This is a genomic window from Vreelandella profundi (genome assembly GCF_019722725.1).
Taxonomy (GTDB): Bacteria; Pseudomonadota; Gammaproteobacteria; order Pseudomonadales; family Halomonadaceae; genus Vreelandella; species Vreelandella profundi.
In genome coordinates this window covers 58266-77956 of sequence record NZ_CP077941.1, presented here as the reverse complement: position 1 = coordinate 77956, position 19691 = coordinate 58266, and the positions used below count along the sequence as shown (strand labels likewise).

Genomic DNA, 19691 nt, shown 5'->3' with positions numbered 1-19691 from the left:
GGGAGAAACACGTGAACGAACTGGCTTTTTTTATTAATAATGTGGTGATTGCGGGCAGCGTGAGCGGCTCCATCTATGCCATAGGTGCCGTCGGCGTTACGCTGATATTCAGCATTATGCGCTTTGCCCATTTTGCCCATGCCGACATGATGACCTTCGGCGCCTTCATGGTGCTACTGCTTACCACCCTGTTTCCAGCCGCAGGTGCAAGCATTGGCGTTCCCACCGCGATCTTAATGCTACCACTGGCCATGCTGCTGACCGCCGTATTAGCGGTAGGCATCGACAAAGCGTTCTACAAACCACTGCGTGCCCATGGGGTAAAGCCTATCGTGCTGGTTATTGGCTCGCTGGGCGTCACGCTCATCCTGCAGGGACTTATCCGGTTATTTGCCGGCACCAGCGGACAAAGCCTGTATGTGGATGACCGTAAAGAAATCTTCCGCCTCGCCCTGCCCTTTGAAGGCGCCCGGGCGCCCATCGTGATTACCGAACCGCAAATCTATCTGTTTGTGCTGACGCTGGTTGCCGTGGTCACACTGCATCTCTTTCTTCACCGCTCACGACTTGGCAAGGCGATGCGAGCGATGTCGGACAACCCTGAGCTTGCCCAGGCATCGGGAATTAATACCAATACCATTGTGACCGTGACGTGGATGATTGCAGGGGCGCTGGCCGCGATTGCCGGCACCCTGCTGTCTCTCGACGTGACCTTTAAGCCCGACCTAAGCTTTTTTTTGCTGCTGCCTATTTTTGCTGCGGCCATTGTGGGCGGCGTGGGCCATCCTTATGGCGCAATTGCCGGGGGCTTTGTGGTGGGGTTTGCAGAAACCCTAGCGGTGTTTAACTGGAACGTACTGCTGCGCCCTTTCCGCGACAGCCTGCCGACCTGGCTGGAGCTACCGTCGAACCTGGCCTTTGTAGGCACAGAATACAAAATCGTGGTGCCGTTTTTCATTCTCGTGGCCATTTTGGTATGGCGTCCCACCGGACTCTTTAAGGGCAAGGTGATCTAATGAGCAATTCAGCCAAAACGCGCAACCCTGCCTATACCCCTAAAGACGCCACTCAGGAGCGGCGTTTCCCGCTGCGCGAACTCATTCTGTTCGGGGTGCTGTTAATCGCCGTGTTAGCGGTGTACGCCACCATGGGCGCCGCCTACAGCACGCGAATGTTAGTGGAAGCTGCCTGCTACGCCATTCTCGCCCTTGGGCTCACTATTCAGTGGGGCTACGCCGGCCAGTTCAACGCCGGGGTCATGGGCTTTGTCGCGCTCGGCGGTTTTTGCGCGATGCTGTTCAGCGTACCGGTGAACGATGCCTTCTGGGGAACCGAGCTGCCGGGCGAGCTAGGGCGCGTATTGCTCTATGGCATCGCTGCCACGCTTCTGGTCGTCGCAGCCACCAAACTTGACCGCCTGGGCGTGCCTAAGAAGCTGCGTACATTGATCGCCGTTGTCTTGGCACTCGTGCTTTATATGGTGGTGATCAGCCTGCTGCGCGAGGTCACCGGTGAAATTCAATCGCGGGCAGGATTTGTGGGCGGCTTTGGCCTGCCCGCCTGGACCGGCTGGATCGTTGGCGGCGCATTAGCCGGCGGCGTGGGCTACTTTATCGGCCATATATGCCTAGGCTTACGCAGCGACTACCTTGCCATCGCCACGCTAGGCATTGCCGAGATCATTAAAGCGTTTCTGAAAAACTCGGACTGGCTCACGCGCGGCACCGCGACGGTATCCCCATTGCCCTGGCCGACGCCGGGGCCAGCTGAGCTAGGCTTCACGCTCTCTCGGGCCATTTATCTTTCGTTTACCGCGGTAGTGATTGCCGCCATCTTCTTTCTTCTTCATCGCGCCTATCATGCCCCTTGGGGGCGCATGATCCGGGCGATTCGCGATAACGAAGTCTCCGCCGCCGCGATGGGCAAAGATATCAATAAGCGCCGCTTAGAAATCTTTGTACTGGGGTGCGTGCTAATGGGTTTAGGTGGCGGCATGCTGGGCACCTTTAACAGCCTTTTTGACCCCCAAGGCTACCTGCCACTCAATCATACCTTCCTGGTACTGGTCATGGTGATTCTTGGCGGGCCGGGCAATAACCTGGGCACTATTTTCGGTGCCGTGGCGGTGTACATCATCTGGATTATGTCCGAGCCGCTCGCGCTGTTTTTGATGCAGCTTGCGGTTGCTTTCGGTGAGGGCGTCTTCGGCTGGGATGCACCCAGCAATATGGATAGCCGCGCCCTACAGGCACGCGTACTGGTGATTGGCCTGCTGATCACGATGGTGCTGCGCTTTGCGCCCAAAGGCCTGCTGCCGGAAAAGATCAAGAACCACAGCTAAGCCTTGCCAATGTTGAGCTAAAAAAATACCCGGCTGCTTCAGCCGGGTATTTCTACATGTAGCACCGATCGTTTGGCACTGCCCCTGTGGTCACACTACGGGCACTGTGCGCTTAAAGATCAACCAGCCCTTTACTGGTAAAGGTGCCATCTTCAACCACCATTTCAACGACTACGCCGGGTACATCGCCGTTGTCGTCGAACTCATGGGAGCCGGAGGCGCCTTCGTAGTTGATGTCAGTACCTGCCGCAATCAGCTCAACCGCTTTTCCCCACTCGCCGGGCAGAATGACCTCACCCGGTGCGCTGGAAACACTGCGCAGCGCTTCAGAAAGCCCTTCGCGATCAGCGCTGCCATTTTGCTCAATGGCCAATGCCACCAGGAACGCGGCGTCATAGGCCTGGGCGGCAAACACCGCGCTCGGGTCTAACTCTGCAGCCTGCGCCGCTTCAATAAAGAGATCCGTACCGGGCAGGTCGGGGCTACCGGGGCGAGTAGCGATCATGCCATCAAGCACGTCAGCGCCAATGGCCTCAATTAGGCTGTCGCCCACCATGCCGTCAGCGCCCACGTATTGGGTAAACATGCCGCTTTCATAGGCTTGACGCAGCACCGTTTGACCCGAGGTATCGGCATAGGCCAGCACTACCAGCGTCTCAACCCCACTGGCCGAGAGCGAACCCAGCTCAGAGCGGTAGTCCGCGCGATTATCTTCGTGGGCAAGGTTTTCAGCCACTTCACCGCCGCCGGCTTCAAAGGCCGTGCCAAAGGCATCCGACAGACCCTGGCCGTAGTCGTTATTGACATAGGTGACGGCGACCGCATCGATGCCTTTGTCGAGCAATAGCTTGGCGAGCATCTCACCTTGGAAAGCATCCGAGGGAACTGTCCGGAAGACTAAGTCATTGTCATCAAGCTCAGTGACTGCCGGTGCCGTTGAGGCTGGCGAGACCATCAGCACGTCGCCAGGAACGGCAGCGTTATTAGCCGCGGCAATCGTGGCACCGGTACATAGCGCCCCGACAATAGCGGTAACGTTCTCAGAATTGACCATACGGTCGGCGGCATTAGAGGCAGCCGACGCATCGGAGCAGGTGGTGTCGCCAGACGGCATTACTAACGTTTGGCCGTCTAAAATGCCGCCCTGCTCATTCACTTGCTGAACGGCCAGCTGCGCGCCGGCAAAAATCGGTGGCGTTAAGCTTTCAATACCGCCTGTGAAGCCGCCCAAAAAGCCAACTTTCACCTCGGCCTGAGCGAGTCCGGCCATTGCCAGCGAAGAGGCCGCCACAGCGGTGGCTAATACGCGCTTATTGATCATATTGTTTGTCGCTCCCAGTGAAAAAACCTGCCTGTTTTTTTAATGCGCCCCACTGCTCATATGCGGGGCTGCTATTAATTTGGAACTGGAACGCCAAAAATACAAGCGCCGGTTTCTAACGCTACTTTGACAAACAAACTACAGCCAGCGGCAAACACACTACAGCCAGCGCTCCAGCTTGAGCGTATGGCTTAACCATGCGTTGAAATGACGCCAAGCGTTGCCGGGCTCAGCGGTTAAAATCTCCATTTCACCCTCGCGCTCAAGGCGCCAGCTCAGCTCACCGTCCGGCGTCAGATCAACTCGGTAGCTTAACGACGGCGCTTGCCCTACGGCCACCAGCTCGTTAAATGCCTGCATTAACGACTCGCTACGCACCAGCACGCCAAGCTCGGTATTCCAATAGATAGACCGCGGGTCAGCGTTAAACGACCCTACGAACAGCTGATCGTCAAAGCTTAGCGCCTTGATATGCAGCGCTGAGGCAGAGGCGCCGGGCACGCGCATACCATCGTCGCTGCCAGCTTCTTGCTCTGGTCGCAGCTCGTACAGCCGGACACCGTGCGCTAGCAGCGTTTTACGCCAGGGCGCATAGGCGCCGTGCACCACGGCGGCATCCGTGGACTCCAGTGAATTGGTAATAATCTCAACGCTCACGCCGCGGTCTGCCAGCTCGATTAAGCGTTTAACGCCGGGCTCGGTGGGCACAAAGTAGGCCGAAATAATCACCAGCCGCTGGCTAAGTTCGGTGGCCTCGGTTAACTCACCAAGCAGAGTGTCAGACCAGTCAGGTGTCGCGGACGACAGCTTGCCCGGAGAGTCCCACATAGCCAGCCCTTCTCCCCAGTGCAACGTCTCCCAAGGCGGAGCATTACGCGACCGGTGGCGCAGCTCATTAAAGTATTCCGAGTCGGCATTATCATCTAACCACGTCGCAAGCTCGGCTTTAAGCGCTTGCCAAGCACCGCTATTGACCGCGTGATAGCGCTCAATCGGCTGCGCCAAGCCGTGATTCCAATACACATCAAAACTGCGCGAAAGCTCGGGCACGACGGCGCCAATGGTCGCAAAGTCTAAATCAGCAAAATTGCGCGAGTCGTTGGCATCAAAATACTCGTCGCCTAGGTTACGCCCACCCACAATAGCGACGCTGTTATCGGCCACCCACAGCTTGTTATGCATACGCCGATGCTGCTGCGCGGGGTTCACAACGGACGCCAATACCCGCGTGAGCATATGCCCACGTCCTACCGGCAGCGGGTTATAAACGCGCACGTGAATCCCTGGGTGGCTTGATAGTGCCGCTAGGCGTTCACCTTGCCCAACCGCGCCGATATCATCGACCAGCAGCCGCACGCGAACACCCTCTTCAGCCGCCTCAAGCAATTGCGATAAAATCAAGCGCGTGGTTTGTCCATCGCCCAGCAGGTAGGTTTGAATGTCTAACTCGCGCTGTGCTTGACGAATCAATCCGACCCGGGCGGCAAACGCTTGCTGACCATTGGCCAGTAACGCAAAACCATCGGGCTCTGTTTGCTCCGCCAGCGCCTGATGCGCTCGCGTGCCGAGCCAAGTATCCCGCGCGTCGGCTAAGGAAAGCGCGCTATGATGTTCGCGCACCACCGCGTGCGTGCAGCCTGCCAGCAGGCTGCACAGCCACAATAAGCAGAACCATTGAGACCAGCGCCAAGCGCTAGGCATCGTCATGATCCTTTAGGCGCTGAGCCCAACGTTTGCGAGCTTGATTACGTCGATAAAGGCGCATCAGCGCGATTGCTGACGCTGTAACAAGCATAGCGACGAGCACACCGCCCTGCCAGGGACGGGCAGCGTCCCCCATGACGGTTTCCAGGGTAATAATCAAGATCAAGCCAATCGCTTGGGAGCCGATCGCTAACGCGCGCAGCCGATCAAAAGCGGGTGGGGGCATAACGTCTCCGTAATGTTCTGCTCGCAGGGTATCGTCTGCTAGTGTACCTGCTTCACGGAAAACTTAATTGGAAACTCATGAACGCCATTGCTCTTGGGCCACTGTTAATTTCGCTGCCTCGTCTTTATGCCATCGGCTGTGCACTGCTGCTTTTGCTGTGCACCGGATGGTTATTAGGACTTTCACGCCAGGCCCATCAGCGCTGGTTTTACGGGCTGATTATTGCCTGGCTTATCGGCGCGCGCGCAGGTCACATACTGCTCAATCTTGATAGCTACAGCGACGCACCGCTTGAAATACTAAAAGTTTGGCAACCGGGTTATCACGGCCTTTGGGGCCTCGCCGCAGGATTGGCTTGGACCGCATGGAACCTGCGCGCACGGATAATGGCGATGGGTGGTGCGATGGCACTGCTGGCCGCTGCATCTAGTCTATGGCTGATGCTGGTCATGCTTGGGCCTTTGGGCAATGACTTTGCCGTTGATCGCCTGCCGGACATGACCCTGGAAGATGTGGACGGTAATGACGTGCATCTACCCTCGCTGACGGAAACTGGTGATCTCATTATCGTCAACTTATGGGCCACCTGGTGCCCACCGTGTCGGCGCGAAATGCCGCTGCTTGAGGCCGCCGCACAGCGTGAGGGGATTAGCGTCGTCGTCGTCAACCAGGGCGAAGACCTGCTGCCCACGGTGCGCTACCTGGACGATCAGCAGCTTACTTTTCGCTATGCGCTGCGCGATCCCAGCCAGCAATTAATGGCGCTTTTTGAAGCGCCGGGGCTACCCACCACTGTGCTGTTCGACCGCCAGGGCAATACGCTGGATGTTCACGTGGGTGAACTTACCCGCGCCCATTTGGATCGCTGGTTAGAAGATTGATACCGATACACCTTAATCCCCCCGCTGCTTTGCGTTAGAATCCCCCGCCCTGTTGCCGCCGGTTTCCCCACCGGCGGTATACGACCCGTTTTGCAGACTCCTCCGAGGCATCATGAGCGATTTTTCTCCCGGCCAACGCTGGATTAGTGACGGCGAAGCTGAGCTTGGGCTTGGCACCGTGCTTAACTGCGACGCCCGTAGCGTTACCATTTTGTTCAGTGCCAGCCAGGAAACCCGTACCTACAATACCCGCCAAGCCCCGCTCACCCGCGTGATGTTCGGTAGCGGCGACCGCGTGCTGTCAGCCGACGGCTGGCAGATCGTGGTCAATGACAGCAAAGAATCTCACGGCCTGATCACCTACATCGGTGAAGACAAAGAGGGCAACACGCGCGAGCTGCCCGAAGCCAAGCTCGCCGACACCATGCAGTTTGACCAGGCCCGCGACCGCCTGCTGACCGGCCAAGTCGATCGTAACGACTGGTTTGATCTGCGTTTTCGTACCCTGCACCACTATCAACGCGTTGAGCAGCACAGCGCGCTGGGCTTTTCTGGGCCACGCATCGATTTAATTCCTCACCAGCTCTATATCGCTGATGAAGTCGCCCATCGCCACGCCCCGCGTGTGCTGCTGGCGGACGAAGTGGGTCTGGGTAAAACGATTGAAGCCGGCCTGATTCTGCACCGCCTGCTGCTGAACGGTCGCGTTGAACGCGCGCTGATCCTGGTGCCCGACAGCCTTACTCACCAATGGCTGGTCGAGCTGCTGCGCCGCTTCTCGCTCAAGGTCTCGCTGTTAGATGAAACCCAAAGCCAGGCCTACGGCAGCGAGAACCCGTTTGAAAATGCCCAGCTGGTACTAGCAAGCCAAGGCTGGCTGTTTGCCAACCCCAAGCGCCAAGAACAGGCGCTGGCCAGCCAGTTTGACCTTTTGATTGTCGATGAAGCCCATCACCTCGACTGGAACGAGGAAGGCAGCGGCCCCGGCTATCGGTGTGTAGAGCAGCTGTCCGCGACCGTTCCCGGCCTATTACTGCTTACCGCTACGCCTGAGCAGATGGGCATCAAGAGCCACTTTGCCCGTCTGCGTCTGCTGGATAGCGAGCGCTACCACGATCTGGAGCGCTTTCAGGCAGAAGAAGGCCATTACACCGACGTTGCCCGCGCCATCGATGCGTTAGAGATGCTGCCAGGCAACCCTGACGCGCGCGCTGTCGTTTCCGCGGTCGCCGATGACCGTGATAGCCAAGCGCTGCTGGCCACCCTTTGCAACGTGGAAGCCAGCAGCGAACAGCAAGATGCCGCGCGCGCGCAGCTGAGCGAAGCACTGCTTGACCGTCACGGTACGGGCCGCGTGATGTTTCGCAACAGCCGACGCCACGTAGGGGGCTTTCCTGAGCGGCGCTTAAACCTAGCCCCGCTTGCGCTGCCCTCAGCTTACCGCCGCGTCGTGCGCCGCCTGGAGCGTGACGACGATTACCTCGATGAACTGCTCATCGAGACCGGGATGGATCACCCTGATGTGCTGATCTATCCGGATGCCGCCTATCGCGAACTCCGTAACGACCCGCTCAATAGCGAAGACTGGTGGCACATCGACCCTAGGGTTAATTGGCTGCTGGAAAAGCTTAGCGATGATAGCGACAGCGGCTTCGCTAACGAAAAAGTCCTGGTCATTGCTCACCATCGTGAAACTGCAGAAGGTCTCGCCGAAGGGCTTCGCGTACTGGGTGGCTACCATGCACCGGTGTTCCACGAAGATCTTTCACTGATAGAGCGTGACCGTGCAGCGGCGGCCTTTGCCGATGAAGATGAAGGCGTACAAGTGCTGGTGTGCTCGGAAATTGGCTCAGAGGGGCGCAACTTTCAGTTCTGCCGCCATCTGGTTATGTTCGACATGCCACAGCACCCGGACCAGCTGGAGCAGCGCATTGGCCGTTTGGATCGTATCGGCCAGCGCCACGCCATTGAGCTGCACGTTCCTACCTTTGAAGGCAGCCCTGGCGAGCGCCTGCTGCGCTGGTATCACGAAGGTATGGATGCTTTTAGCGCGCCTCACGGGGTCGGCAACGATTTGTATGATGCCTTTGGCGACGCTCTGGCGGATGCACTGCTGGATGACGAATCGCTTAATGAGATCATCGCCGAAACGCGCACGCTGTTTAACGCCAAGCTCGCCGAGCATGACGCGGGGCGCAATCGCCTGTTAGAGCTGAATGCCTGCCGCCCTGCCCGCGCTCAGCAGGTGATAGACGCTGTCCGCGAGCTCGACGACGACACCGCCTTGCCGCGCTATCTTGAGCGCGCGCTGGATATTTTCGGAGTGGACAGCCAGGAGATTGGCAAGGGGCTGATGCATCTGCAGCCCAGCCAGCACATGCTGGATGGGCTGCCCGGTCTGGTGAAAGGCGAAGAAGGCTTTACCGCCACCTATAGCCGTGCCCAAGCGCTAGCGCGCGACGATGTGCAGCGGCTTTCCTGGGAACACCCGCTGGTACGCGAAATGATGGGGCGCGTACTGGACGGCACTATGGGTAACTCGGCGCTCGCGCTGCTGCGCCACGACGCTATTCCCAGCGGCCGTTTGATGACCGAGCTGGTGTTTCGCACCCAGTGTCCTGCGCCCAAAAAACTGCATCTAAACCGATTCTTGCCACCCACCGCCGTGCGCATATTGTTGGATGAATCAGGCGCTAACCTGACCAGCAAAATATCTTTCACCGGGCTGAGTAAAAATCTGCAGAAGGTTAATAAATCGCTGGCGCGCGACCTGATCAAAAGCCGTCACGATCAGCTGCGCGGGCTACTCACACAGGGTGAAAGCGAAGCTGAGCGCCAGCTGCCCAGCATTGTGGAAAACGCAGAAGCGCGTATGCGCGATCAGTTGGATGCTGAGCTGGCTCGTTTAACCGCGCTGGCCGAGCATAACCCGGCGGTGCGCAGTGGTGAAATTGAGGCACTAAAGGACGAGCGCCAAGCGCTCAGCGACGCGATTGAAAATACCCGGCTGCGGCTTGATTCAGTACGGGTGATTATCACCGTCGACGCCGACCGCTAAGCTTTTTTGTTGCTCAAAGTATAGCCCCAAGCGCCTTGTCCAAGCTGGGATACTGGAAAGTAAACCCAGCGGCCTCCAGGCGTGCGGGGCGCATGTCGGCACCGGTCAGCAGCAGCCGTGACATTTCACCAAATCCCGCTTTGAGTACAAAGGCGGGTACCGGGAAAATGGCCGGGCGGTTAAGCTGCTTGGCCAAGGTTTTGGTAAACATAGCATTGGTGACCGGATGCGGCGCGCTGGCATTAAAGGCACCGCTGAGGCTGTCCTGATTAACCAGAAATATCAGCGCTGCGACTAAATCGTCGCGGTGAATCCACGGCATAAACTGCTCGCCACTGCCAAAACGGCCCCCTAAACCCAGCTTGAATGGCGGCAGCATCTTTTGCAGGCTGCCTCCTCCTGCCTCTAACACCAGCCCAATCCGCACAATCGCTAAGCGCACACCCAGTGCCTCAATCGGCTGGGCCGCGGCCTCCCATTGCTGGCATAGCCGATGGGCAAACTCCTCGTTGGGCACCGTGTCTTCGCTCACCACACGGTTGCCCTGGTCGCCGTAATAGCCCATTGCCGAGCCCGACACCATCACCTTAGGCAGCGGCTGGCCGTTAGCCTGTAGCTGCTCACACAGCGCCACTAGCTGTTGTGTTGCCGCCTTTCGCGAATTAATCAGCTTGGCTTTTTGCTCATCGCTCCAGCGTTTGGCAGCAATCGATTCGCCGGCTAGATTAATCAACGCATCCGGCGGCGACTCGATAAATGCCTGAGCGCTATCGCGGATGTCACAGCCGCTGGGCAGGCGTTCGCGTACCTGATGAGGGTTACGCGAAACCACCTGTATCTCGTGGCCTTGCTCGGTAAGCTGCTGGCATAGTCGCTGGCCAACAAAGCCACTGCCGCCGGTTATCAATACGCGCATGCTATTACTCCTGTTGATGCCGTTTGGGTGTCGCCTGAGCAAACTCATCACCGCGTCACGCGGCATCGTAAAGTGACTCTTATATTGTACGACATTTATACCAACCTGCTACAATTCGCCCAACACGCGTCTAAATATTGAGAGAAACGATGACGACACCGCAAGCGCCCCTGTCGGCTAACCACTCCGTTGCGGTTATCGGCGCAGGCATATCCGGCCTTGCCTGCGCTAAGGTACTGGCGAGCAGCGGAGCCCGCATCACGCTATTTGATAAAGCGCGTGGTCCAGGTGGCCGTATGTCGAGCAAACGCCGGCCAAGCGCAACGCTGGATTTGGGCGCCCAGGCATTTAGCGTTCGCGATGAAGGTTTCCAGCGTGCGGTGGATCAATGGCGCTCTGTCGGCTGCGCCGCCGCGTGGCCTACCCGCACTTATCAGGCTAGCTCAAATGGTTGGCAGCGACTAAACGATGGCCAAATGCGCTACGCCGGCATGCCGCGGATGAGTGCGATTACGCGCCATCTTGCGGACGAATTGACGGCCCTGGCTAACGTCGCGCTTTATGTCAGCACCCCCATTGCATCGCTTGAGCGAATGCCTAACGGCTGGCAGCTGGTAGAAGTGAACGGTGCCACCCACGGCCCTTTCGACCGCGTTGTCATTAGTGCACCGCCGCCCCAAGCTCAGCAACTCGTTGCGCCCTGGAGTGCCGATCTTGCCGCGGCTTGTGAAGCGCGTAAGCCAAGACCATGCTGGGCAGCCTGGGCCATTTTTGATGGCCCGCTGCCGGCTATCAATGGCGTTGACCCCGGCTGGCAAATGGCGCGCGTCGCGCACCCCGCGCTGCGCCTAGTGTCACGCAACCATACCAAGCCTGCGCGCAGCGCTCAGCCGGAAAGTATCAGCCTGCTAGCACAGCTGGACTGGAGCGAAGCCCATCTTGAGCAGCCATCGCAGGCCGTCGCTGAGCAATTATTAGCAGCCCTGACCAGTATTCTTCCACCCGCTGCCACGCTGCCATCGATCATAGATATGGGCGCCCACCGCTGGCGCTACGCAGAGCCGGCAATGCCCTGCGACCGTGAATACTTATACAGCCAAGACGGGCTGGCGCTATGTGGGGACAGTTTTCGCAATGGCCGCGTTGAAGATGCCTGGCTATCAGGACACCGTTTGGGAGAAGCGCTAATAGGCCGGTCGGTTTAATAGTTACAAATATTTACTAATAAGAAGAATTCTTATGAAGGTTGTACCGAGTAGCGACAAGTTGTACAAATGGGCATAAAGTAGCGTGTTCATGTTCAGCTTTTTAATCGGACAACGTTACATGGGATATGAATCATCTTCGCCGCGGCGAACAATGCGAGGCGCCTGTAGCCCTATGCTGCAGCTCACGACGATGCCGACGCTCACGACTCGGCGGCAGTTAACTAACAAGAGGTATTGGCGCCCATGAGTTTCAAGGCGACCCACCCACCCGACACACCGCTTTACCCCATCCGGGAAGTGTCTCGTTTAACCGGTGTGAACTCAGTCACCCTACGCGCTTGGGAAAGACGCTATGGGCTTATTCGCCCACAGCGCACGCCGAAAGGCCACCGTCTCTATGCCCAGGACGATATCACCCGCATCGAACGTATTCTGCAGTGGTTAAATCGTGGTGTGCCGGTCAGTCAAGTCGTCGACTTGCTTGACCAGCCAGAAACAATTGAAGCCCCTGCGACAGATGCCGGTGACTGGTCCAGCCAGCGCCAGCAGCTGCAAGGCATTATAGAAGCGCTAGATCTTGCGAAATTAGAGGCGTTTTATCATCAAAGTCTGGCGCTCTACCCGCTAAGCATTGCGATCGACGAGCTGTGGCAACCGGTTATTTTAACGCTAGAAGCTAAATGGGCGATTAGCTCAGACCTGCTAGTGCGCCGCACCTTGGAAGCATTTTTACGCAGCCAGGTCGGCATTCGCTTGCACTATGCCAATCAAACCACTCGCGGGCCGCTGATTTTACTCAATGCGATGCCCGATGATCCGGGGCCTCTGTGGGTGCTGATGTCCGCATTAATGGCCAGCGAGCAGGGCTACCGCGTGCAAATGCTGGATCACTCATTGCCGCTAGACGCGCTACCCCAGGCCGTGGCTCGGCTGCACTCATCGATGGTGCTGCTTTCCAGTGGCCAGCGTGAAAGCGATAGCTACATCCAGCACGAGCTGCCTAACGCGGCTAAGGCGCTCAACGTACCTATTGGGGTGTGTGGCGAGGTTGCTCGCCTGCGTGCTGAAGATTTACGCGATGGGCCGCTACACCTGCTGGGTGATGATCTGCCCCAGGCGATTGCTCGCTTGCGCCCTCTGCTACGCGAGGCGGGCGTACTGTAAACCACTCATTTTTATCTTGGCCGTTCGCCCTCGCGGTGATCGGCCATTTTTTTTGTTTATGCCGCGCCGGAGATCCTATGAAACGACAGTTGATTTGGCTGCGCAGCGATCTGCGCATTGATGACAACAGCGCCCTCGCCGCCGCTGCGGCTAAAGGCCCTGTAATAGCGGTTTTTTTGCGCAGCATTCCTCAGTGGCAAGACCACGGCCACGGTGCCAATAAGCTGGATTTTTGGGCGCGCGGCGTAGCAGCGCTGAAAACGGCGCTCAATGGCTTAAATATTCCGCTGCTTCATCGCGACATTGAGCGCTATGATCAGGCGCCAGCGGTATTGCTTGAAATCGCGCGTGAGCACGATGTAGAACAGCTGCACTTTAATCATCAATACGCGCTCAACGAACGGCGCCGAGACCAGGCCGTACAGGATGCCTTTAAGCAGGCCGGCATTGCGGCACATGGCTATCACGATGGCGTGGCATTCGCACCTGGCAGCCTGCTAACAGGTAAAGGCAGCTACTATGGCGTCTTTACACCGTTCTCCAACGCGTGGCATAAGAACATCACCGCCGATAAGCTTGCGCTGCGCGATACGCCAAGCGTACAGGCCAAACTGGCGATTAACAGCGATCCGCTGCCCTCACTGCCCGAACTTAACGAGACGCCGGTCGATGGGCGCCTTTGGCCGGCAGGAGAAAACGCTGCGGCCGATAACTTGGCGCGTTTTTTGCGCTTTCGTGGGCGCCATTATAAGGCCCAGCGTGACTTGCCTAAGGTGCGCGGCACCAGCGAACTTTCCCCTTACTTAGCGCTCGGCATGATCTCTCATCGCCAGTGTTTACAAGCGGTAATGGCCGAAAATAGCGGTCATTTAGGCGATGGCGACCTGGGCTTAACCACCTGGATCAATGAGCTGATCTGGCGCGAATTCTATCAGCACGTTGCGGTGGGTTTCCCCCAGGTCTGTCGCTACCAACCCTTTCAGGAACACACCAAACAGCTGGCCTGGCGTGATGACGACGAAGGCTTTCAGGCCTGGTGCGAGGGCCGCACCGGCTATCCTCTCGTCGATGCGGCCATGCGCCAGCTCGTCAACACAGGCTGGATGCATAATCGCCTGCGTATGGTCACGGCGATGTTTTTGAGCAAGCATCTTTTGATTGATTGGCGGCGCGGCGAAGCCTTCTTTATGCGCCACTTAGTCGATGGTGAATTCTGCGCCAACAACGGCGGCTGGCAGTGGGCAGCGTCAACGGGCACGGACGCCGCGCCCTATTTTCGTATTTTTAACCCCACGACCCAGTCGACCCGCTTTGATGCAGACGGTGAGTTTATTGCTCATTGGCTGCCCGAACTGGCTGAGCTGCCGGCAAAGGTGCGCCATGCGCCCCGCCAGGATCTACTCACCGATGTGGACTACCCTGCCCCGATTGTCGATCACAAGGCGGCTCGCCTGCGCGCCTTAGATGCCTTTAAAGCGCTCAGTAAATAGCCACTACTATATTCACTGTGCAGTTAGGGAGACTTTTATGGCTGATTCTGCGGCGCTGACAGCATTTTGTAACTTCTTCAACAAGCTAGACAACACCTGTACAGAAAAACTATACGAGGTATATACTGACAACATTGTTTTCAACGATCCGCTGCATCACATTGAAGGTCGCGACGCCTTAGAGCGCTATTTTGCCACCATGTATGAAAACGTTGAGCGCTGCCAATTCACCTATCACGTTCAACAATGTCAGGGCGATCAAGGTTTTGTGACTTGGACCATGGCGTTTGTGCATCCAAAGCTAGCGGGCGGCCGTACGATAGAAATAGACGGATGCAGCGCATTAACGTTTGCTGAAGATGGCCGCGTTTCTAAACATCGCGATTACTTTGATGCTGGCGCCATGCTTTATGAGCATTTACCGCTGATGGGCAGCATCATTCGCTGGTTAAAAAAACGCCTTAACTAAGCTTAAATATAGCGTTGGGGCGCATTAGGAGGTTTGATGAGCACATGGAAAACGCCCCAACGCATTTGGTTAACCGGCGCGACATCCGGCATTGGTGAGGCGCTGGCACGCAAATTCGTTGCCCAAGGCCATCATGTGGTGCTCAGCGCACGTAACGTTGAAGCGCTGGAGGCGCTTTGCGAGGGTCATCCTAACGCCTCTTATCTGGCGCTGGACGTTAGCGATCGTCAGGCGGTGCTCGATGCTGGTGAGACCATTCGCGAGCGCTTAGGCGCGCTGGATCTGGCGCTGTTTAACGCTGGCACCTGCGAATACCTTAATGCTCAGCAGTTCGACATGGATTTAGTCGAGCGGGTATTCAAGCCGAATTTATTCGGTACGCTGTACGGCGTTGAAGCCGCGCTGCCGCTGCTTCGTGCTGCACGCAAAGAAGGCCTCCCCGCGCGACTAGCGGCAACGTCTAGTGCCTCCGCCTATCTTCCGCTGCCCCGTGCGGAAGCTTACGGGGCATCTAAAGCTGCCGTGAGCTACTTTCTGGAATCGCTGCGCCTAGATCTTGACCAGGAAGGCATTGATGTCAGCGTGATCCACCCCGGTTTTGTGAAGACACCGCTGACCGAACGCAATGACTTTCCCATGCCAATGCAGGTAACCGCGGAACAAGCGGCCGATGCCATCATTGCAGGGCTAGTGAAAGGCCGCCTGGACATTCATTTTCCGCGCCGCTTCACGTATCTCGTCAAGTTTCTGGGCATTTTGCCCACCGCCGTACGCCGCCAAATTGGCCTGCGCATGACCCGCGCTCAGAAGGAATCGTCATGAGTTTGACGGCAGCCCATGAAACAGTGGCCTCGCAACGCATTGCGATTGTCGGTAGCGGCATTAGCGGCATGGCCGCTGGCTGGTATCTGTCCGCCCAGCATGACGTTACGCTGTTTGAGGCCGACTCGCGCCTGGGTGGCCATACCGCCACCATGGACGTGGACGTTGAGGGTCGCTCATACGCTATCGACACCGGCTTTATTGTATTCAACGACTGGACCTACCCGCACTTTCAGCGTTTGCTGGCGACGCTGGGCGTTGCCGCTCAGGCGACAGAGATGAGCTTTTCGGTGCACGAAACGGCGCGCGACTTTGAGTACAACGGGCACACCTTAACGTCGCTATTTGCCCAGCGGCGTAATCTGTTCAATCCGTCTTTCTATCGCCTGCTAAGCGACATCATGCGCTTTAATAAACAGGCGACCAAAGCGCTAGACAGTCAGCAGCTTCCCGATCACATGACGCTGGGCGAGTATCTAGACCAACATCATTACAGCCTCGATTTCCAGCGCCACTATTTGCTGCCCATGGGGGCCGCCATTTGGTCGGCGAGCATTAGCGATTTGCGCGCCTTCCCGCTGGCTTTTTTTGTGCGCTTTTTTCGCAATCACGGACTGCTGTCGGTCAGTCATCGACCGCAGTGGTACACCCTGATCGGGGGTTCAAAAAGCTACATTCCCAGCTTGACGGCGCCCTACGCGTCACGCATTCATCTCAACACGCCGGTCACACGTATTACCCGCGAAAACGCGGGGGTCACGATTACCACCGCGTCCGGTTCTCAGCACTTTGATCAGGTAGTGCTGGCCTGCCATGCCGACCAGGCACTGGCGATGCTGGGCGACGCGAGTGACGCCGAGCGCGACGTGCTCGGCGCCATGCCGTATCAAACTAACGAGGTGGTACTGCATACCGATACCGCCCTTCTACCGCGCCGTAAGCGCGCCTGGGCGAGCTGGAATTACCGCCTGGATAAGCGCGATAGCGACGAGCGTGTCTCCGTTACCTACGACATGAATATTCTTCAGCGCATAGAAAGCGATACCACATTTTGCGTCACCTTGAACGACAGCGCCAGCATTGACCCCAGCAAAGTGCTGGGGCGCTATCGCTACGCGCATCCACAGTTCACCCTGGAGGGTCAGGCCGCCCAGGCTCGCCACGCAGAGATATCGTCCACGGCTCAGCGCACTCACTTTTGCGGTGCCTATTGGCGTAACGGCTTTCATGAAGACGGCGTATGGAGTGCACTGCGAGTTGCTCAGGCGCTGGGGTGTGATGAGTCGGCTCCGACACCCGATGAGCCCTCCGCGCTGCCTGCCCATGAGCTGGTGACGCCGCCAGGTGCTGAGGGGCTGGGATGATCGAGACACCCCGCTCGCGCATTTATCGCGGCACTCTGCGCCACCGCCGTTTTATGCCTAAGTCGCACGCCTTCAGCTATCAGGTGTGGATGGCGTGGCTGGACCTTGATGAGCTGCCAGAACTGTTCGATAAGGTGCCGGGATTTAGCGCCCGACGGCCGGCACTGGCGCGTTTTCGCCGCGAAGACTATCTCGGCCCGGTAGATCGCCCGCTTAAAACGGCCGTACGCGAAGAGCTCGTTCGCCAACTGGGTAGCGCGCCAAGTGGCCGAATCTGCATATTGACCCAGCTGCGCACGTTAGGCTGCATGTTTAACCCTATTTCAGTCTATTACGCCTTTGATCAGCAGGGGCGACTGGCAGCAGTGTTAAGCGAAGTGACTAACACCCCTTGGCGTGAACGGACTCGCTACGCTAGCGCCGTGGATCCTTTACGGCATAGCCATCATGCGCATTTTGATAAAGATCTTCATGTATCGCCTTTCAATCCTATGGACATGACCTACCGCTGGAAATTTAATACCCCGGAAGACATGCTTTTTTTACATATGGAAAACTGGCAAAACGAGCAGCGCCATTTTGACGCCACGCTGATGCTCACGGCCGCCCCGGCGACCCGCCCCGTGCTACTTAAAACACTGCTTCGCCAGCCATGGATGAGCTTAAAAACGATCTCAGGCATCCATTTTGAAGCGCTGCGCGTATGGTTAAAGGGTGTCCCCATTCATAACCACCCTAAGCGCAAGGAGAGCTCAAAATGACCACCCTGAATTCCACACCACCTGATGTTCAGCCGGTGATCCAGGACCGCTTTACTCGCTGGTTAAAACCACGGTTGATGGCTCAACTGAATACTTTTCGCGGCGGCCGCATCACGCTGATTGAAGGTGACCAGTGCCACCACCTGGGCCAGGAAGGCGCATTGCAGGTCACCGTGGTCATTCGCCACTCCAGGGCCTGGAAGCGGCTTGCTTTCGGGGGCACCGTTGGCGCTGCCGAGTCGTATATGGACGGCGACTGGGACGCCGATGATCTGGTCGCTCTGGTACGCCTGTTTGCTGCCAACCTTGAGCAGGTGAATGGCAAAATGGAAAACGGCAGCGCCCGATTCGCCCGCTGGCTGCTGGGCGCGGCCTATCGTTTTCAGCGTAACAGCCTCAGCGGCTCTAAACGCAACATCGCCGCTCACTACGACATTGGTAACGATCTATTTTCGACTTTTTTAGATCGTCTTCACTGGATGTATTCAAGCGCAGTTTTCCCTCATCCAGAAGCCAGCCTGGAAGAAGCCTCGACCTATAAGCTTGATTTGATGCTTGAAAAGCTCGACGTACAGCCAGAGCATCATCTGTTAGAAATTGGCACGGGCTGGGGAGGCTTGGCGATTCACGCAGCAAAAACCCGCGGCTGCCGTGTCACGACGACGACTATTTCGGATGAACAGCACGCTCACACCCAGCGCCGCATTCAGGAAGAGGGCTTGGCCGACAGAATCACCCTGCTAAAGCAGGATTATCGTGAATTAACCGGCCGCTATGACCGGCTCATTTCGGTGGAGATGATCGAGGCAGTGGGTCATCAGTATCTCGACACCTACCTCAACAAGCTGGATAGCCTGCTGACCGACGATGGTCAGGCCATGCTGCAGGCCATTACTATTCGTGATCAGCGTTTTGAAGATGCAAAACGCGACATGGATTTTATCAAGCGCTATATCTTCCCCGGCGGGTTTCTACCTTCGCACCATGCCATGCTAAGCAGCGTTATGCGCAAAACGTCGTTTAACGTGTTGGCATTAGACGAAATCGGCCCGCACTATGCGCGCACGCTGCGCGAATGGCGCCACCGTTTTGAAGCCAGCCTTGAGCAAGTGCGCAAGCTAGGCTATGACGAGCGCTTTATCCGCATGTGGCGCTATTATCTGTGCTACTGCGAGGGCGGCTTTATTGAACGCTCTATTGGTACCTGCCACCTGCTGCTTGCTAAACCAGGGGCTAAACCGACGCCTTTAACAGGAGCGCTGTAAATGGCAGCTCGCCGATGGCAAGCATTGCTGTTTAACGCCCTGCGCTTTGAGGCGGGCTGGCTGCTCTGCGTGCTAGGTGGCTCATGGGTCGCAGCGGTTGCAGGAGGCGGATTATTAACGTGGCACCTGTGGCGCTGCAGGCAGCCAGGAGAATGGCAGTTTATCGCAGTGTTTACGCTGCTCGGGCTGGTCATTGATGGCAGCTTACGCTTACTAGGCGGCTTTGATTTTCATAGCCAAGCGCTAGTGCTTGGCCTAGTACCGCTTTGGCTGTGGATGCTATGGCCACTGTTTGCCACGCTGGTTTATCACTCGCTTGCCTGGCTATGGCGCCTTCCGTGGCTGGCTGCACTGTGCGGCGCCGTCAGCGCACCGCTGTCTTATTACGGCGGCGCACTGTTGGCAGGCGTGAGTCTAGCCCCCTGGCTTCTTCCCGTTCATGCGCTCGTATGGGCAACGCTGTGCTATGGCATTAGCCGGTATATTACTACCCGGCAAAGTAGCTTCTAATGATTACCTCGCCTTTAGCAATCCATAACGCTCTATTTAAAGTACGAGATCTCAACCTCCTCCTATTTAATGGAATAATCATCCCTTATTGCGCACTTTCAGACGCAGCAAGGGAGTGGTAAAAATACATGGTGGGTAGAGGATGGCGTGCATTCAGCGGTTTCGGGAAGTAGACTAGGCTTTGCCTTGCG

General features: G+C 57.2%; 17 protein-coding genes. 13 read left to right on the top strand and 4 right to left on the bottom strand.

Going from position 1 to position 19691, the window contains the following annotated elements:
- Positions 1-11 precede the first annotated feature (11 nt).
- Positions 12-1016 (top strand): branched-chain amino acid ABC transporter permease, encoded by a 1005-nt coding sequence (locus KUO20_RS00340; protein WP_235040983.1) that lies wholly within the window; start codon positions 12-14, stop codon positions 1014-1016.
- Positions 1016-2341, top strand: coding sequence for a branched-chain amino acid ABC transporter permease (locus KUO20_RS00335; protein ID WP_235040982.1), 1326 nt, complete (start codon positions 1016-1018; stop codon positions 2339-2341). The genes KUO20_RS00340 and KUO20_RS00335 overlap by 1 nt, the downstream gene beginning before the upstream one ends.
- A gap of 112 nt (positions 2342-2453) precedes the next feature.
- On the opposite strand, the gene KUO20_RS00330 is transcribed toward KUO20_RS00335, so the two are convergent.
- From KUO20_RS00330 to KUO20_RS00320, 3 genes are all read right to left on the bottom strand, one after another.
- On the bottom strand, positions 2454-3662 hold the full coding sequence (locus KUO20_RS00330; RefSeq protein ID WP_235040981.1) for an ABC transporter substrate-binding protein: 1209 nt from the start codon (positions 3660-3662) through the stop codon (positions 2454-2456).
- A 159-nt stretch (positions 3663-3821) separates the two neighbouring features.
- Positions 3822-5363, bottom strand: a complete 1542-nt coding sequence (locus tag KUO20_RS00325; protein WP_235040980.1) for a phospholipase D-like domain-containing protein — start codon at positions 5361-5363, stop codon at positions 3822-3824.
- A complete protein-coding gene (locus KUO20_RS00320) occupies positions 5356-5592 on the bottom strand; it encodes a hypothetical protein (RefSeq protein ID WP_235040979.1) in 237 nt (78 codons plus the stop codon). The genes KUO20_RS00325 and KUO20_RS00320 overlap by 8 nt, the downstream gene beginning before the upstream one ends.
- 77 nt (positions 5593-5669) lie before the next feature.
- Here KUO20_RS00320 and KUO20_RS00315 point away from each other — a divergent pair, with 77 nt between their 5' ends.
- Together KUO20_RS00315 and rapA are read left to right on the top strand one after the other, a co-directional pair.
- Positions 5670-6473 carry a TlpA disulfide reductase family protein gene (locus KUO20_RS00315; RefSeq protein ID WP_235040978.1) on the top strand — a complete coding sequence of 268 codons (804 nt, stop codon included), beginning with the start codon at positions 5670-5672 and terminating at the stop codon, positions 6471-6473.
- A gap of 112 nt (positions 6474-6585) precedes the next feature.
- On the top strand, positions 6586-9531 hold the full coding sequence (rapA, locus tag KUO20_RS00310) for an RNA polymerase-associated protein RapA (protein ID WP_235040977.1): 2946 nt from the start codon (positions 6586-6588) through the stop codon (positions 9529-9531).
- Positions 9532-9544: 13 nt separating this feature from the next.
- On the opposite strand, the gene KUO20_RS00305 is transcribed toward rapA, so the two are convergent.
- Positions 9545-10447 (bottom strand): TIGR01777 family oxidoreductase, encoded by a 903-nt coding sequence (locus KUO20_RS00305; protein ID WP_235040976.1) that lies wholly within the window; start codon positions 10445-10447, stop codon positions 9545-9547.
- A gap of 149 nt (positions 10448-10596) precedes the next feature.
- Here KUO20_RS00305 and KUO20_RS00300 point away from each other — a divergent pair, with 149 nt between their 5' ends.
- The 9 genes from KUO20_RS00300 (at position 10597) to KUO20_RS00260 (ending at position 19500) form a co-directional block, all read left to right on the top strand.
- Positions 10597-11652: an NAD(P)/FAD-dependent oxidoreductase gene (locus KUO20_RS00300; RefSeq protein ID WP_235040975.1), complete on the top strand. Its 1056-nt coding sequence runs from the start codon at positions 10597-10599 to the stop codon at positions 11650-11652.
- A 246-nt stretch (positions 11653-11898) separates the two neighbouring features.
- Entirely contained in the window at positions 11899-12819 is a 921-nt protein-coding gene (locus KUO20_RS00295; RefSeq protein WP_235040974.1) for a MerR family transcriptional regulator, read from the top strand.
- Between the two features lie 77 nt (positions 12820-12896).
- Positions 12897-14309 (top strand): deoxyribodipyrimidine photo-lyase, encoded by a 1413-nt coding sequence (gene phrB / locus KUO20_RS00290; RefSeq protein WP_235040973.1) that lies wholly within the window; start codon positions 12897-12899, stop codon positions 14307-14309.
- A gap of 37 nt (positions 14310-14346) precedes the next feature.
- Positions 14347-14778, top strand: coding sequence for a nuclear transport factor 2 family protein (locus KUO20_RS00285; RefSeq protein ID WP_235040972.1), 432 nt, complete (start codon positions 14347-14349; stop codon positions 14776-14778).
- 36 nt (positions 14779-14814) lie between these two features.
- Positions 14815-15600 (top strand): SDR family NAD(P)-dependent oxidoreductase, encoded by a 786-nt coding sequence (locus KUO20_RS00280; protein WP_235040971.1) that lies wholly within the window; start codon positions 14815-14817, stop codon positions 15598-15600.
- Positions 15597-16964, top strand: coding sequence for an NAD(P)/FAD-dependent oxidoreductase (locus tag KUO20_RS00275; protein WP_235040970.1), 1368 nt, complete (start codon positions 15597-15599; stop codon positions 16962-16964). Before KUO20_RS00280 ends, KUO20_RS00275 begins: the two co-directional genes overlap by 4 nt.
- Complete coding sequence (locus KUO20_RS00270) at positions 16961-17725, top strand: DUF1365 domain-containing protein (RefSeq protein WP_235040969.1); 765 nt, start codon at positions 16961-16963, stop codon at positions 17723-17725. The genes KUO20_RS00275 and KUO20_RS00270 overlap by 4 nt, the downstream gene beginning before the upstream one ends.
- On the top strand, positions 17722-18990 hold the full coding sequence (locus KUO20_RS00265; protein ID WP_235040968.1) for an SAM-dependent methyltransferase: 1269 nt from the start codon (positions 17722-17724) through the stop codon (positions 18988-18990). The genes KUO20_RS00270 and KUO20_RS00265 overlap by 4 nt, the downstream gene beginning before the upstream one ends.
- A complete protein-coding gene (locus tag KUO20_RS00260; protein WP_235040967.1) occupies positions 18991-19500 on the top strand; it encodes a DUF2878 domain-containing protein in 510 nt (169 codons plus the stop codon).
- Positions 19501-19691: the final 191 nt, after the last annotated feature.

Coding starts and splice junctions, on each gene's coding strand:
- KUO20_RS00335 (WP_235040982.1), top strand. CDS start 1,016: ATGAGCAATTCAGCCAAAACGCGCAACCCTGCCTATACCCCTAAAGAC.
- KUO20_RS00330 (WP_235040981.1), bottom strand. CDS start 3,662: ATGATCAATAAGCGCGTATTAGCCACCGCTGTGGCGGCCTCTTCGCTG.
- KUO20_RS00325 (WP_235040980.1), bottom strand. CDS start 5,363: ATGCCTAGCGCTTGGCGCTGGTCTCAATGGTTCTGCTTATTGTGGCTG.
- KUO20_RS00320 (WP_235040979.1), bottom strand. CDS start 5,592: ATGCCCCCACCCGCTTTTGATCGGCTGCGCGCGTTAGCGATCGGCTCC.
- KUO20_RS00315 (WP_235040978.1), top strand. CDS start 5,670: ATGAACGCCATTGCTCTTGGGCCACTGTTAATTTCGCTGCCTCGTCTT.
- rapA (WP_235040977.1), top strand. CDS start 6,586: ATGAGCGATTTTTCTCCCGGCCAACGCTGGATTAGTGACGGCGAAGCT.
- KUO20_RS00305 (WP_235040976.1), bottom strand. CDS start 10,447: ATGCGCGTATTGATAACCGGCGGCAGTGGCTTTGTTGGCCAGCGACTA.
- KUO20_RS00300 (WP_235040975.1), top strand. CDS start 10,597: ATGACGACACCGCAAGCGCCCCTGTCGGCTAACCACTCCGTTGCGGTT.
- KUO20_RS00295 (WP_235040974.1), top strand. CDS start 11,899: ATGAGTTTCAAGGCGACCCACCCACCCGACACACCGCTTTACCCCATC.
- phrB (WP_235040973.1), top strand. CDS start 12,897: ATGAAACGACAGTTGATTTGGCTGCGCAGCGATCTGCGCATTGATGAC.
- KUO20_RS00285 (WP_235040972.1), top strand. CDS start 14,347: ATGGCTGATTCTGCGGCGCTGACAGCATTTTGTAACTTCTTCAACAAG.
- KUO20_RS00280 (WP_235040971.1), top strand. CDS start 14,815: ATGAGCACATGGAAAACGCCCCAACGCATTTGGTTAACCGGCGCGACA.
- KUO20_RS00275 (WP_235040970.1), top strand. CDS start 15,597: ATGAGTTTGACGGCAGCCCATGAAACAGTGGCCTCGCAACGCATTGCG.
- KUO20_RS00270 (WP_235040969.1), top strand. CDS start 16,961: ATGATCGAGACACCCCGCTCGCGCATTTATCGCGGCACTCTGCGCCAC.
- KUO20_RS00265 (WP_235040968.1), top strand. CDS start 17,722: ATGACCACCCTGAATTCCACACCACCTGATGTTCAGCCGGTGATCCAG.
- KUO20_RS00260 (WP_235040967.1), top strand. CDS start 18,991: ATGGCAGCTCGCCGATGGCAAGCATTGCTGTTTAACGCCCTGCGCTTT.